Genomic DNA, 16,142 nt, shown 5'->3' on the forward strand with positions numbered 1-16,142 from the left:
ATGGGAAAGAAGCTGAAAAAGGATTTTAAGGAAAGGCATAAGGCAAGCCTTGAAAGAGAGATGTTTCATAGTGAAACAGATACGATACCTGAAGAAAGTAAGCTAAAACATAACGATGATTACAGAGGTAAAATCGTTCATGAGAAAGAACGGTTTCAGGATAAAGTGCATGAAAAAACAAGTAAGGTAAGTGCTGATAATGAAAAGTCTTATGGAAATTCCAAGAGAAACGCAAAATATAGAGTTTCAGATAAGGGGGGCATAACTTCTGTAACTGAAACTGGAAGAGCGGATTATGTTACAGAGGTTAAGGATGGGAAAATCTATGATCCTTTAGGAAAAGACCTTGATAATGATGGGATTATAGACAGATACGATAATGACTTTAGGGATAGCGACTATTTTGAGTCAACCTATGATGTCGAGGATAATCTTCATCATAAAGCAGAAAATACAAATAGTTTCTCAAAAAGCCAAAAAGCTCAAAAGAGAAATTATAAGAGAAAAAACTATACCGAAAGCCTTTATACAAGGAAAAAGGACGATGCACCAAAGGAAAATAAGGCTGATGATAAAAAGGCGGGAAAAGATGCTGTCAGCGAAAAAGTTCATAGCAGCCTATCAAAAGACCAAAAGAAAAAGCTAAAAAAAGACATGGTAAAGGTATCTGCCCTTTCAGGACTTGCCAAAGGAAGTGAAACGGTAAGAGACTACCTTTCTCATGGAAGTGATGAAAATCAAGGAGTGGAAGCAGGAGAAAAGACAGCAGATACAAGCTCCAAGCTCATTAATGGCATAAAGAAGTATTCTGATAAGAAAAGGGCTAAAAGAGGCTATGACCTTACAAATAAGGACTATAAAATCAGAAAGCGTAAGTCAAAGTTGGAATTTCGTGATTCCAAAAAGGAACTGAAAAAGACGGATGAGTATAAAAGAGCAAGTGCATATAAAAGATTTCAAAAGAAAAATCAGGTAAAGGCAGCAATTTCTCGTGAGAATAAGTCAAGGCTTAGAGATCGAATTAAAGAGGGACTTATCGGAACACTGAAAAGCTCAAAGGATATGATTATCCGAAAAGCAAAAGGACTAATGCTTATTTTCATAGGTATCATTATCTTAGGGACTTTTGTGATTAACTTTGCAGGAACGGGAATGACAGGCTTTATGAACTCTACAAGCTCTGTGCTTACAACAAGCTATTTATCAAAGCCAAATGTCCTAAGTGAAATCAATCAGAAATTTTCAGATATGGAGGTTGAGCTTCAAAGTGAAGTTGACCATGTGAAAGAAAATTATCCCGGATATGATGAATATATCTTAAATAATACAGAATATATCGGGCATAATGTCCATGAGCTTTTATCCTACATTACATCAAGGTGCGGAGAGGTAAAGAGTGTATCGGAAGTAGAATCCATATTAAAAGAATTATTTGATTCCATGTATGACCTTGAGTATAGGGAAGAAATTGAAATCAGATACAGGACGGTTACAAAAACCTATACCGATGAAGATGGCAATGAATATACCGAAAGCCACGAAGAACCTTATGAGTATAAAAAACTCATCGTAACGCTTCATAAAAAAGAGATGGACAGCATTATCCGAAAGGTCTTTGCAAACTATCCCGATAATCTAAAGCACTATGAAGCCTTGTTCCTTGCACAAGGCAATATGGGAGAAGCCTTTGGTAATTCTGACCTTATCAGTGCAAATGGAGGTATCGGCGGTGGAAAAGAGTATGAGGCATCTACGGAGGTTCAAAAGAAGATTGTTAATGCTGCATACATTACGCCATCTCCGGGTGCAGGCTGGTGTGCCATGTGGGTATCACAGGTCTATCAAAATGCAGGACTTGGATATATAGGTGGGAATGCCTGTGATATGTACCGAAACTATACCTTTACATCAGACAGGTCAAAGCTCAAGGTCGGAATGCTTGTGGCAGTTGAAAGCAGCAGTAGCGGAAGTAGTGCAGGGCTTACCTATGGTCATGTAGGTATTTACATTGGAGATGGAAAAGTGATTGATAACATCGGTCGAATAAGAGTAACTACCTTAGATGATTGGATAGCAACATTTTGTAAGCACCATCCCGTAGGATTCGGTTTTCCGCCAAATGTAAAGAAATAGGAGGTAACAATTTGAAAAAGGAACTGATAGCAGTAAAAAACAGAATAAAAAAGTTAAAGGATAAAAAGGCTCTGATTGATGAAGAATTGGAGCCTTTATTCATTCGTGAAGAAGAGCTTGAAAATGAAGAAATCATTGCCATTTGCAGAAAGAATAACATCACAATCAGCGATTTGATGGCAAAGGTAAACAGACAAAAAGCAGAAATGAAAAAGGAGAAAACAAATGAAAACCAGTTTGAAAAAGAATAATAAGTTTTGGACGGTAGCACTTGCGGTAATTGTAAGTATTAGTTGTATTTTAGGTCTTTGGACGGTTGTTTATGCACAGGAGCAAAAATCTGAAGCTCCAACAAAAAACGAAGCTGTTCAAACGGAAGTTGAAGTAAATGTAAGGTATATCTTTGAAGATGAAAAGGTCTTTAAGGAAGAAAAGATAAAGGCTGAGAAAGGACAACTTATTGATAGCGGAGATCTTCCAATGCTCCCAGATGATATGAAATTCATTGATGAGTTTCTGTTTTATGAGGTAAAGGGAGATGAAAAAGATGAGATTATCCGTAAGGTAGCAAAGGCTGAACTTAAGGATAAAGAAACTAAGACGGAAGAAGAAAAGCCACAGCAGGACAAAAGCACTCAGACGGAAGATAAAAAGACGAAAGATAAGTCAACGCAGACAGAGCTTTCCAAAGAGGATATTTCCAAGATGGAAAAGCAGGCAAAAGAACTTAAAGGGAAGCTTGATAAGCTAAATGGTGAGATTAAGGATAAAGATAAGTTAAGCGATAAGCAGAAGGAAAAAATCAAAGCTCTTGAAGATGAAATTGAAAGTCTGAAAGAAAAACTGAAAAAAGAAAAGGATAACAAAGATTTATCTTCTGATATTAAAAAGAAAATGGACAAGCTAAATGAAAAGATTAAAGATCTTGAAAAAAAGGCTAATGAAGTGAATAAAGCTCCGGCATCATCTAATGTTGTTACACCAATTCCACCAAATAGCAGTATAAAAACAAGTGCAGGAAATTCTCAGCCACCTGTAAATACAGGTAAGGGAAGTGAATCAAAGATAAGTTTTGGAAATACTACAAAAGATGAAAATACTAAACAATCAAAAGATAAAGAAAAGGAAATTCGTTATCCTAATAAGCTGACAGCTAAAACGCCTGCTAACAATAACAGCCAAGATTCAGCTATGGATGGCACAAGTAAGAGTGTAAATACCAATAAGGGAGTAGCTTCTGCACCGTCTAAGGCAAGAGGAAGTGTTACGGAAAATAAGGATAATGCCAATACGGAATATCCGATTCATCATAGCGATGATAAGGATAATAAAGAAACTGATAAATATTCGGCAGATGCAAGGCAGTTTATTACCTTTCAAACGAAAAACGGTAAGACCTTTTATTTAATCATCAATCATGATGAAGATAGTGAGAATGTAATGCTTCTTACGGAAGTATCTGAAGATGATCTCTTAAACATGGTGGAGAAAAAAGAAGCACCAAAGCAGGAAGTAGTAAAAGAAGAACCTGTTAAGGAAGAAGTAAAGCCTGAGAAGAAGGACGAAAAGAGTAATTTAGGAACCTATATTATTTTGCTTCTTGTTGTAGGTGGAGCATTAGGAGCAGGCTACTACTTTAAGATTGTAAAAAAGAAAGAAGATAAGGAGCTTGAAACCTTAGAGGAGGAAGATGATGATTTCTTTTCTGAAGCAGAAAGTGAAGAAGAAACAAATGATGCAGATGAAGTGGAAGATGAAGAATAAACGCACCTAAAAACATATTATTTTGGGTGCAAAGTTAGGGCGGGAGAGTAATATCTTTCGCTCTATTTTGATTTATAACAGGAGGAAAACACAGATGAAGTTAGTTATTGCAGAAAAGCCGAGTGTTGCAATCTCCATTGCAAAGGTTATTGGAGCAAATAAAAAGAAAGACGGATATTATGAAGGAAACGGATATAGGGTGAGCTGGTGCGTTGGACACCTAATTCAAATGGCAAATCCGGACGTTTATGATGAAAAATATGCTAAATGGAATATTACAGATTTACCGATTGTTCCAAAGAACTATAAGTATGAGATAGCAAAATCCACGAGGAAACAGTTTAATATCCTTAAAAAGCTGATGAATGATAAAGAGATTGATATGGTTATCAATGCCTGCGATGCAGGGCGTGAGGGAGAAAGTATTTTTAGACTTGTATATAATCAAGTGAATTGTAAAAAGAAGATGAAACGCCTTTGGATTTCTTCAATGAAAGATAGTGCCATTAAAGAGGGTTTTGATAACCTAACAGACGGAAAAGACTATGATAATCTCTTTGAATCGGCACAGGCAAGAGCGATTGCGGATTGGTTAGTCGGAATGAATATTAGTAGGCTCTACTCTTGCCTGTATCAGCAAAATTACAGTGTTGGCAGAGTGCAGACACCTACCCTTGCCATGATTGTAAAAAGAGATGATGAGATAGCAAACTTTAAGAAAGAAAAATATTATGCAGTGGAGCTTGCTACAAATGGTTTTACACTATCAACGGATAGAATTGATGATGAAGTTGCTGCTGAACAGCTCTTAAATTTAGTAGGCGATAAGATTGAAATAACCGATATTATTCAAAAAGAAAAAATTACAAAGCCTGATTTACCTTTTGACCTGACAACACTTCAAAGGGAATGCAATAAGTATTTCGGATATAGTGCCAAGCAGACACTTGACTATGCTCAAAGTCTTTACGAAAAGAAAATTATTACCTATCCAAGAACAGACAGCAGGTGTTTAACAGAGGATATGATTGTAAGTACGATCAATAACATCTTAGGGAAAAATGATTTTGATACAGAGCGTATAAAGACGGTATTTAACTCTAAAAAGGTTACAGACCATCATGCTATTATTCCGACAGTAAGTTCACTGAGTGAAGATTTATCGGGTATTCCTGAGAGTGAAGCAAAGGTATATAGGCTTATATCTGATAAATTTCACGCAAGTGTGGGTTATCCATTAGTTGAAAGCACAACGAAGATTGTAGCTTCATTTGATGGTTTTGAATTTACAAGTTCAGGTAAGGTAATTAAGGATGAAGGCTTTAGCAAATACCTTAAAGAATACAAATCAAAAAAGAGTGAAGATGCTGTATTGCCTGATGTAAGTGTTGGTGATGTTTTGAGCGTTGAAAATAAAGAGATAAAAGAAAAATTTACCCAACCGCTGAAACACTTTACTGAAGATACGCTTTTAAAGGCTATGGAGATTGCAGGAAATGATGCTTTAGAAAATGGTGTAGAAGTGGAAAGAAAGGGACTTGGAACACCTGCAACAAGGGCAGGGATTATAGAGAACTTAATTTATAAAGGCTTTGTAGAAAGGGATAAGAAAAATCTTGTAGCCACGCATAAAGGAATTAGCCTTGTAACGATTGTAGCTGATAACTTTAAGTCGGCAGAAACGACAGCAAAATGGGAAATGGAATTATCGGATATTGCTCAGGGAAAATCTTCAAAGGAAGAATTTTTAGAAGCGATTGAAAATGATATAAAAGAGGCGGTTTTTACATATACAAAGTAAGAGGTAACTAATATCAGAGTGGAAAAAATACCCTAAAAGTGCTATAATATATTGAAATATTTTTTTTGAAAAGGAGGTATTATGCAGCTTTTATATATAAAGAGAATGGCTCATAACATTCTTGAAAATCAAAATATAGAGAGCAGTTTTATCGAATATAAAAAGTCGGCAAATTTTAAAGATAAAATTCTAAAAACTGCTTGTGCCTTTGCCAATAACTATATGAACAATGAGATAGGCTTGTTGTTTGTTGGAATTGAAGAAGTTGATAATAAAGAAACGGGAGAAAAGGCAATTCCGAAAAGACCGATAGAGGGGATAAAAGAGTCTAAAGTTGAAGGTATTGAAAATGAATTAAAATCTCTTCTTTCTAATATCCATCCTAACATAAATTACCATATTATTACGGACAAAATTGATGATGAATATTATATCGTAGTTGCGGTAGAGAGTGGTAGTAATGGACCGTTTCAAACAAGTGAAAGGGCGGAAAGGGATAAAGATATTAAGCTAAAGGCAGGAAGATATATCAGAGTCGGCAGAGATTCAAGACTTCCAAATCCAACCGAAGAATTTGAACTTTTAAAGAAATTTGCAAACTTTTCTTTTAGTTCCAATCTCAATGATACAGCTACCATAGATGATTTAAGCTATGAATATATGAAAGAATATCTGCTTCAGACGGGAGCAAAGAAAGATATTAGAGAAATGTCTAAGTTGGATATGGCAAAGAGTATGGGACTTGTCAGTGAAAGTGAGTATGGCGGTTATAGAGCTAAAAATTTTGCTGTGCTGATGTTTGCGGAAACACCAAATAAATTTATTCCAAATGCCCATGTTGAAATCATAAGAGAAATTGACGGAACGGATAAAATGGAATCAAAAAGATTTGATGGGCCGGTTTGGATACAGGCAAAACAAGTCAGCAAGTATTTTGAAGATAATATTATGGCTTCATACACCATAAGGGAAGCTGATAAAATTGAGCATAAGATTATCTATAACTATCCTCTTACGGCATTTGAGGAACTTGCTACTAACGCTATTTTGCATAAAGAATATGATACGCCTGAATATGTAGGAATCTATATTTACAAGGATAGAATTTCTTTTGTAAACCATAACAGACCACTTCCTCCTGTAACTATCGAAGCTCTTAATAGGGATAGAAGTTTTGACAGAAGGCAGTATCTTAATAAAGAACTTAAAGATATGTTCTTTTCATTAAACTTGATAGAGTCTTACGGATCAGGAATAAGGCGTGCAAAAGATGCACTATTAGAAAATGGTTCTCCTGAGCTTAAGTTTTATCCGGACAATGAAGAAGATAACTATACTAACGCAGTTATGGGTATAAATGCAGAGTTTTTAAAGGAGTTTAATGGTAGTGCTACCCAAGAAACTACCCAAGAAACTACCCAAGAAATAAAAATTGAGAAATCCGTACCGAATAGAATTATTGAATTGATGATGATGGAGCCAAATATTACAGCAAAACAAATTGCGGAACATTTAAATGTTTCTTTTGATGGAGTTCGTTATCACATAAAAAAATTAAGAGCAGATGGTAAGATTAAAAGAGAAGGCTCTACCAAATCAGGTAAATGGGTAGTAATGAAATAGAATAAACAAGGTCATAGAATCAAAAGGTGATTAGAGTAAAATCTAACCACCTTTTTTGTTTGGAAAAAAGAAGGAGGTAAAAATGCGAATAAATGATTTTCATAACATTTTGGAGCTTGTAAAACAAGATGTGCTTCAAAGTGAAGCAGAATATCTGAAGCTACTAAAGGTTGTCGGAAGCAATCAGAGATATGACTTTAGAAGTCAGCTTAGTATCTATGATAGAAATCCTGAGGCGACAGCCTGTGCCAAGTTCGACTATTGGAGGGAACGCTTTAACCGTACCGTTATGAGAGGACAAAAGGGTATCCCAATTTTAGAGGACTACGGCACATACAAGAAGGTGACCTATATCTTTGATATAGGTCAGACAGTTTCAAGAAACAGAGATGTCAATGAAGTAAATCTTTGGAAGTTTGACAAAGAAGTTCATAAGGATGTTCTAAAGGAAATGATAAAAAATGAGGGCTATGAGGAAAGTGAAAGCACCTTAGAAAATATCTTTTCTTTAAGCAGGCTTTACGGAGATGAAAAGATAGACAGTCTTATGAACGAGCTTAGAATAGCCAATGAGAATAGAATATCTTTTGCAAAGTTTGTGAGGGACTCTATAAGCTATGCAGTTGCTTCAAGATTTAAGGCAGATTATCCGATAGATAACGAACTTTTAAGAGAGAATTTTCAAAGGCTTGATAGCATATCTCTTATGAGTCTTGGTGAAACCGTATCGGATATTAGTGGAAAGATTATTGATGGAACCATTCAAAAAAGCAAAGAGTTTGAGCTTCAAAAAGAAGTTTTAATAGGAAAAGAAGCGGGATATAATAAAATTAAAGAAGAATTAGAGGAGGTAGAAGAAAATGTACTTCGACGAGATGATCAGGAAAGAAATGAAAACGAGCGAGTTCTCCGAAATGGAGAGTACGGACGAGATAATAGAGAAAATCAGGGAGAATACACTAAACAGCTTGGAGGAACAGCCGGATTTCATGAAAGAATTCCCGAATCCGATTTACGCAGTGATGAGACTCACTTATCTTTCAGAGAGCGAGGAGCAGAGCCATTTCGAGATGTTAGTGGATCTATACAAGGAGAAGAAGCTGACAGGACACCTGATGGATATTCAAAAACAAGCGATAGACTTTATGAGAGCGGAGAAGCCGAAACTGATGGCAGCTTGGAAGATAGAGGACGAGAACGATCCGCAGTATGGGGCGATGATTTCAGCTCTAAAGGAAATGACGATCAAGGAAGTAGTGGAAATTTAAAAGATAATACTGAGGTAGAGATAAGAGAAGCTGATAAGGCTTCTTTTTCTTTACCCGAAAATACTTACGGACAGATGAGACTTACCATTCCATTAACTCAGAAGGATATAGATGCTGTCCTTATTAACGGAGGAAATCACGATGGAAGTAGACTTCCTGTTATTGCAGAGTTTTCTAAAGGAAAAAGTAATGGAGAATTGGGAGAATACCTCAAAGATACATTTAGAGGCGGAAACGGATTTTACATTGATGAAAGAGAAGTATCTTCCTGGTATTCGGATAAAGGCATTCATTTAGCTTACGGTACATCGGCAAGAGAAGATGATACACAAATTTTAAGTTGGAGTGATGCTGCAAAGAGGATAAATGAGCTTCTTGATAATGGTGAGTTTGCTACAAATGTAGAGCTTTTAGAGGCACAGGACTATGAAAGAGATAGAATTTCAGAATCCTTATGGTATCTAACGCATGATTTAAGCGAAGAAGGTCAAGGACAGGGATATTTTGAAATCTTAAAAATAAGCGGAGGAGGCTTTTCGGAAGAAACAAAAAGATTATCTGAGGCATTAAAAAATCCTGAATACCTAAAGGACACAATTAAAGAATACAGTAGGTTCTTAGCAGGCTACAAAGAAAACAGAGGTGTACTAAGATTTCATTATCACAAGGTAGATAGCCCTTATCAGAGATTACAGGAACTTGAGCTGACACGAAAGGAATATAGTACCAATCTGACAGAACTTCCTAAAGTAAAGCCATTTATTACAGAAGATGAAGTCCTTGAAAGCCTTTCAAGAGGAAGCGTCGTTGATAGAGGAAAAGAACGAATCACCAAGTTTTTTGAAGAAAATCATACGCTTCAGGAAAAAGCGAACTTCTTAAAAGATGAGTATGGCATAGGTGGAAGCTCTCATGCGGTTTCAGGGGCAATGGGAAGTGATGAATGGCACGATGCTAAGGGACTTAAATTACAGAAGAAAGATTGCAGTGATGTTTTTCTTACTTGGTCAAGTGTGGCAAAGCATATTGATGAGCTGCTTTCTAAAAATCTTTATCTTGAGGAAAAAATAGAAGGTAATTCAGAGATAGAAGAAGCAAAAGAACCACAATATTATTCTAAAGATGATCCTGAAAACTTAATGACTGATGAAATGCTTGAAAGAGTGCCTGAGCTTTATGCACAGGAAGATGTCGCTTTAGCAGATAAAGAGGTTCATGCTGCATATATCATTCCGTTTAGAAGTAATTGGACTTGGTATATGACAGAATACGATAGAGAAAGTGGAGATGCCTTTGGACTTGTACTTGGGATTGAACCTGAATGGGGATATTTCAGTATTGAAGAGTTGAAAGAATTAAATGCCCAGAGGCTTATTTTAGAAGATTTTCCAAAGACCTTTAGAGAACTTAAAGATACGGAACTTGTTAAGCAGATGGATGAGCAGGAGCTTCAGTCAGTCTTTAACGGAGAACTTAGTTTTGAAGAAGAAACAGAGCTTGAAGTACCTGAAGAAGTAGAAGAAAGAATAGCTGCAACACCTGTTCAGGGAACACTATTTGATTACCTCAAAGAAAGAGAAGAAGTAGAGCTTAATGAAAAAGAGGAAAGCCTTGCAGATGAATTTGCAGTTAAAACAGGCGATACCGTATATTTCAACCATGAAGAATACACTTTAAGGGAGATTTCTAAAAACCAAATCACAGGAAGATATGATTTATGGATTGATCCGGCAAGAAGTGGAAATCATCAAATCCCCATTGTAGCCTTTGAAGATAATGAGGACTTATTAAAGCAGGTAAGTCTTGAAAGACCTAACTTTATTGTTGGAGATGAAGTTAAATATAAGGATAAAAACTATACCATCACACGCTTTGATGATATGGGAAATAACCTAAAGACAATAACAGTCAAGGACAATACCGAATATCTTGGTGGTATGATAACAGGCTCCGATGTAATTCCTTATCGTTTTGAAAGCGACCTTGATAGGCTATTTGAAAATCTAAACTATACGAAACTTGAAAAAACTATTGAGGAAGTAGAAATAAAGAAAACGGAAGCACATAACTTCAAAATTACAGAAGAAACGCTACCTGAAAAGTTATCTCCAAGCGAAAGATTAAATCAAAACATTGAAGCAATTTCCATGCTTAACAGAGTGGAGAGCGGACAAAGAGAGCTTGACAGTACAGCGCAGGAAGTTTTAGCAAGGTATGTAGGCTGGGGCGGACTTGCTGATGTGTTTGATGAAAGTAAAGAGGGACAATGGGAAGCTGCAAGAAGTTTCTTAAAGGAAAATCTATCACCATCTGAATATGAAGCTGCAAGAGAATCTACCTTAACAGCCTTTTATACACCTAAAACAGTTATTGACAGCGTATATAAGACACTTGCAGGTATGGGATTTAAGAGCGGAAATATCTTAGAGCCAAGTATGGGAGTTGGAAACTTTATAGGAAATCTTCCCGATGAAATGAGTAAGTTGAAGTTTTACGGTGTAGAGCTTGACTCAGTAAGCGGTCGAATTGGAAAACTCTTATATCCTGAAAGTGAAGTGCAAATTAAGGGATTTGAAGAAACTACCTTTTCCAATAACTTCTTTGATGCAGTTATCGGTAATGTCCCCTTTGGAGAATATAAGGTAAATGACAGGGAGTATAACAAAAATAACTTCTTGATTCATGACTACTTCTTTGCGAAATCCATTGATAAAGTAAGAAATGGTGGTGTTATCGCCTTTATTACATCAAGCGGAACAATGGATAAAAAGGACGAAAGTGTCAGACGCTACCTTGCAGCAAGAACAGAGTTTTTAGGAGCTATCAGACTTCCAAATGATATCTTTAAGGGTGTTGCCGGAACGGAAGTAACATCGGACATTATTTTCCTAAAGAAAAGAGATAGTATTAGAGAAAGGGATGAGGACTGGATACATCTATCTGAAGATAAAAACGGACTTACCTACAATAAATACTTTGTGGATCATCCTGAGATGGTGCTTGGAAGTATGGAGGAAGTGCTCGGAAGATTTGGAAATATGATAGCTTGCCTTCCAAAAGAAAATGCTAACTTAAAGGAATTACTTACAAAAGCAAGTGAAGAAATCTCTAAAGATGCAAAGTATGAAGAAATAGAGCTACTTGACGATGAAATTAGCACAATACCTGCAACAGATGATGTCAAGAATTTCTCCTATACCATTATTGATGATGAAGTATATTACAGAGAAAACTCACTTTTCGTAAAGAAGGAAGTAACGGAGAAAAATAAGGAAAAGATTAAGGATTATCTTGAGTTAAATGATGCTCTAAAAGATGTAATCTACAAGCAAAAGGAAGATTTTTCCGATGATGAAGTAAGGAAAGCTCAGGAAAAGCTAAATGAAGTCTATGACAGCTTTTCTAAAAAGCATGGATATGTCAATAACCTTTCTAATACCAGAGCCTTAAAAGAAGATAGTAACTTCCCGCTTGTTTCCTCAATAGAAATTCTTGATGAAGAAGAAAACTTTAAGGCAAAGGGAGATATTTTTTCAAAAAGAACAATAACAAAAGCAAAGACAATCGACCATGTAGATACTTCTCTTGAAGCTCTTGTGTTATCTATGTCTGAAAAAGGTTATGTGGACTTTGACTATATGGGAAGTCTTACAGGAAAAGACAGACCTACTTTGATAGAAGAACTTAGAGGAGAAATCTACTTAAATATCAGAGAAGAACAGAACTTTTATAGACCGCTTTCCTTTAACCTCGAAGATGGAGATTTACCTTTTGCCTGTGCAAATGGCAGCAATTCATATAAATATGGATATGTAACAAAAGATGAGTACCTATCAGGAAATATAAGGGATAGGATTGCCATATTAGACAGTTATCTATCAAAACTTAGACAAACGGAAAGAGAGCTACCTCATCTTGGCTATGCGGAAGATGGCAAAGAAAAAGAACTGATAAGCTATGAGATGAACCGATTGGAATACCAAAAGGCAGAGCTTACAAAAGTTTTACCAAAGGAGCTTGAAGCAAGTGAAATCAATGTAAGGCTTGGTGCTACTTGGATACCGATAAAAGATATTGAAAAGTTTATCTTTGAAACACTGAAAACGCCGGGCTGGGCAAGATGGGATATTAAGGTTAAATTTTCAAATCTTACAAGCGAATGGAATATTGAGGGAAAAAGCAAAGACAGAGGAAATGACCTTGCTGAAATGACTTATGGTACATCAAGGGTAAGTGCCTATAAGCTGATTGAGGATGCCTTAAACCTTAAAGAAACAAAGGTCTTTGACCAGATTGTAAATCCTGACGGCTCGAAAACTTCTGTGCTAAATAAAAAGGAAACTCTCCTTGCAGGACAAAAGCAGGAGCTTCTAAAAGAAGAATTTAAGAACTGGATATTTAATGATCAGGAAAGAAGAAACAGACTTGTAAAACTGTATAATGAGCGTTTTAACTCTATCAGAAATCGTGAGTATGATGGAAGTAAACTATCTTTTGAGGGAATGAATACTAAAATAGATTTAAGACCTCATCAGAGAAATGCCATTGCAAGAAGTTTGTATGGTGGAAATGCGCTACTTGCTCATGTGGTAGGTAGTGGAAAGACTTTTGAAATGGTAGCTTCCGCAATGGAATCTAAAAGACTTGGGATGTGTTCCAAGTCTTTATTTGTTGTGCCGAACCATCTAACAGGACAAATAGGCAGAGAGTTTATGCAGCTCTATCCGTCAGCAAATATTATGGTGGCAGATAAAAAAGACTTTGAGCCGAAAAACAGAAAAAGGTTCATAGGAAGAATTGCAACAGGAGAGTACGATGCGGTTGTAATCGGGCATACGCAATTTGAAAAAATTCCGATGAGTAAGGACTATCAGGAAAAGCATATTCAGGATCAGATTGATGAAATCATAAATTATGTTGAGGAATATAAGCATGATAGAAATCAAAACTTTACAGTAAAACAGCTTGAAAAAACAAAGAAAAAACTGGAAACAAGGCTTGAAAAGTTAAACGACGATTTTAAGAAAGACGATGTTATTACCTTTGAGGAATTAGGCGTTGATAAGCTATTTATCGACGAAGCACACAATTACAAAAATCTCTATCTCTACACAAAAATGAGAAATGTAGCAGGTATCGGTCAAAGTGAAGCCTTTAAGTCCTCCGATATGTTTATGAAGTGTAGATATATGGATGAAATGACGGGTGGAAAAGGTATTGTATTTGCCACAGGAACGCCTGTAAGTAACTCTATGACAGAGCTTTATACCATGCAGCGTTATCTTCAGTATGAAAGTCTTAAAAAGAATAATTTAGAGCATTTTGATAGCTGGGCATCTACCTTTGGTGAAACACAGTCTGCCTTTGAATTATCTCCGGAGGGAACAGGGTACAGAGTTAAGACAAGATTTTCAAAGTTTTATAACCTGCCTGAGCTAATGAGTATGTTCAAGGAAGTAGCGGATATTCAAACAGCGGATATGCTGAATCTTCCAACACCGGAAGCACACTATGAGGTTATTAAAACATTGCCAAGTGAGGAACAAAAAGAAATCCTAAAGAGCCTATCTGAAAGAGCTGATGATGTCAGAAATAGAGTTGTTGAGCCTGATGAGGATAATATGCTGAAGATTACTAATGACGGAAAGAAACTTGCTTTAGATCAGCGTTTAATCAATCCTCTGCTACCTGATAATCCTGATAGTAAGGTCAATGTATGCGTAAAAAATGTGTTTGCCATTTGGGATAAGACAAAAGAAGATAGGTCAACACAGCTTCTATTTTCCGATATGTCAACTCCAAAAGGCGATGGAGAGTTTAATATATATGATGATATTAGAGAAAAACTTGTAGCAATGGGGATACCGAAAGAAGAAATTGCCTTTATCCATGAAGCTAATTCAGACAAACAAAAAGATGAACTCTTTGCAAAGGTAAGAAAAGGAGATGTGAGGATATTACTCGGTTCTACTCAGAAGATGGGAGCCGGCACAAATGTGCAAAATAAGCTCATCGCTCTTCACGACCTCGATGTTCCTTGGCGTCCTGCCGACCTTGAGCAGCGTGCAGGTAGAATTGTAAGACAGGGAAATGAAAATAAAGAAGTGAATATCTATCGTTATGTTACAGAGAATACCTTTGATGCCTATCTCTGGCAGACCATAGAGAATAAGCAGAAGTTCATATCTCAGATTATGACAAGTAAAACACCTGTCAGAGTAGCGGAAGATGTGGACGAAAGCAGTTTAAATTATGCTGAAATAAAAGCACTTGCAACAGGTGACCCAAAGATTAAGGAAAAGATGGACTTGGATAATGAAGTTACAAAACTTAAAATGCTGGAAGCAAACTTCAAGTCCAATCGTTATAGGTTAGAGGATAAGGTAGCGAAAAACTATCCGGAAGAAATAGCAAGGACGGAAAAGCTGATTGAGGCTGTAAAGAAAGACATATCAGAAGTTGATCCGCAAGGAGAGGACGAAAATAAATTTACTTCGATAACCATAAAGGGAGAGAAGATATTTGATAAAAAGGTCGCAGGAGAAAAGCTACTCGAAGCTATCAAGACCGTAAAAATCAATGAAAGTAAGATTATAGGAAAGTATAGAAATATGGACTTGGAAGTAAGCTATAACTTCTTTACCAATTCACATAACTTTAGCTTAAATGGTGCTGCAAAGCATTCAGGAGAGCTTGGAACAAGTGCAGATGGTAATATCACAAGACTGGATAATGCTCTTGAGAAAATGCCTGAGAAATTAAATAGGCTTGAAGAAAAACTTATCAGCACAAAGGAACAACTGGAAAATGCCAAAGAAGAATTAAAGAAACCTTTTGAGAAGGCAGATGAGCTGAAAACTAAGGTGTTAAGGCTTGCAGAACTGAATAAGCTCCTTGATATGGGAGAAGTGGAAGAAAGGAGAAATGATAATCCACTTGTAGAAGATGTAAAACGAGCCATCATTGACTTCTGCAACAGAGAGTATGAGGAAAACCATAGTTATGATGAGTTTGACGCTCTATATCCTGATTTAAAGCACATAGGAATTGCTTATACTGATACACCGGATGAAAGACATGGCATACAGTTTGAGTTAGACCTTGAGAATTATACAGCAACTCAATATGTAAATGATGTTGTAGTAAGTCATTATGATTATGTAAAGGAAAATGGAAGTGTTGAAAAGGCTCTTGATGTCATAAAATTTGAAATGGAAAATGGAGAGTTTAATACCTTTGTTTCGGTAGATGAAGAAGAATTAAAGCAAGCAATGGGACTTGAAATTGATGATGAAGGTAACTTCTATGATCCACTTTCTAAAGACCTTGATAATGATGGAATTGCTGACAGATATGACAATGACTTTAAGGACAGCGATTATTTTGAGTCAACCTATGATGTTGAAGATAATTTGCATACCAAAGAGGAAGCCACACAGAAAACGGGTGATAAACCATCTATCTTAGGACAGATAAGAGCCTATCAGGAAGAAAGTAAAACAGAAGAAAAACAAACTGCAAAAGAACAGGAATATGTACGATAAGGGAGGGAA

The 16,142-nt window shown here is 36.3% G+C and carries 6 protein-coding genes; all 6 read left to right on the forward strand.

The genetic code is table 11. From position 1 onward, the window contains the following. The 6 genes from HMPREF0634_RS06130 (at nucleotide 1) to HMPREF0634_RS06155 (ending at nucleotide 16,133) form a co-directional block, all read left to right on the forward strand. Nucleotides 1-2,133 (forward strand): CHAP domain-containing protein, encoded by a 2,133-nt coding sequence (locus tag HMPREF0634_RS06130; RefSeq protein ID WP_007789966.1) that lies wholly within the window; start codon nucleotides 1-3, stop codon nucleotides 2,131-2,133. A gap of 11 nt (nucleotides 2,134-2,144) precedes the next feature. Continuing rightward, on the forward strand, nucleotides 2,145-2,384 hold the full coding sequence (locus tag HMPREF0634_RS06135) for a hypothetical protein (RefSeq protein WP_004804465.1): 240 nt from the start codon (nucleotides 2,145-2,147) through the stop codon (nucleotides 2,382-2,384). Continuing rightward, nucleotides 2,359-3,897 (forward strand): CD1107 family mobile element protein, encoded by a 1,539-nt coding sequence (locus tag HMPREF0634_RS06140; protein WP_007789959.1) that lies wholly within the window; start codon nucleotides 2,359-2,361, stop codon nucleotides 3,895-3,897. The genes HMPREF0634_RS06135 and HMPREF0634_RS06140 overlap by 26 nt, the downstream gene beginning before the upstream one ends. 94 nt (nucleotides 3,898-3,991) lie before the next feature. Then, nucleotides 3,992-5,698 (forward strand): DNA topoisomerase 3, encoded by a 1,707-nt coding sequence (locus HMPREF0634_RS06145; RefSeq protein WP_007790064.1) that lies wholly within the window; start codon nucleotides 3,992-3,994, stop codon nucleotides 5,696-5,698. Nucleotides 5,699-5,779: 81 nt separating this feature from the next. Beyond that, on the forward strand, nucleotides 5,780-7,321 hold the full coding sequence (locus HMPREF0634_RS06150; RefSeq protein WP_007790143.1) for an AlbA family DNA-binding domain-containing protein: 1,542 nt from the start codon (nucleotides 5,780-5,782) through the stop codon (nucleotides 7,319-7,321). 82 nt (nucleotides 7,322-7,403) lie between these two features. Continuing rightward, complete coding sequence (locus tag HMPREF0634_RS06155) at nucleotides 7,404-16,133, forward strand: helicase-related protein (RefSeq protein ID WP_007790034.1); 8,730 nt, start codon at nucleotides 7,404-7,406, stop codon at nucleotides 16,131-16,133. Nucleotides 16,134-16,142 lie beyond the last annotated feature (9 nt).

This window comes from Peptostreptococcus stomatis DSM 17678 (genome assembly GCF_000147675.1).
GTDB classification, from domain to species: domain Bacteria; phylum Bacillota; class Clostridia; order Peptostreptococcales; family Peptostreptococcaceae; genus Peptostreptococcus; species Peptostreptococcus stomatis.

Excerpts from the sequence above, each read along its gene's own strand:
- HMPREF0634_RS06130 (WP_007789966.1), top strand. The coding sequence starts at position 1 with ATGGGAAAGAAGCTGAAAAAGGATTTTAAGGAAAGGCATAAGGCAAGC.
- HMPREF0634_RS06155 (WP_007790034.1), top strand. The coding sequence starts at position 7,404 with ATGCGAATAAATGATTTTCATAACATTTTGGAGCTTGTAAAACAAGAT.
- HMPREF0634_RS06150 (WP_007790143.1), top strand. The coding sequence starts at position 5,780 with ATGCAGCTTTTATATATAAAGAGAATGGCTCATAACATTCTTGAAAAT.
- HMPREF0634_RS06140 (WP_007789959.1), top strand. The coding sequence starts at position 2,359 with ATGAAAACCAGTTTGAAAAAGAATAATAAGTTTTGGACGGTAGCACTT.
- HMPREF0634_RS06145 (WP_007790064.1), top strand. The coding sequence starts at position 3,992 with ATGAAGTTAGTTATTGCAGAAAAGCCGAGTGTTGCAATCTCCATTGCA.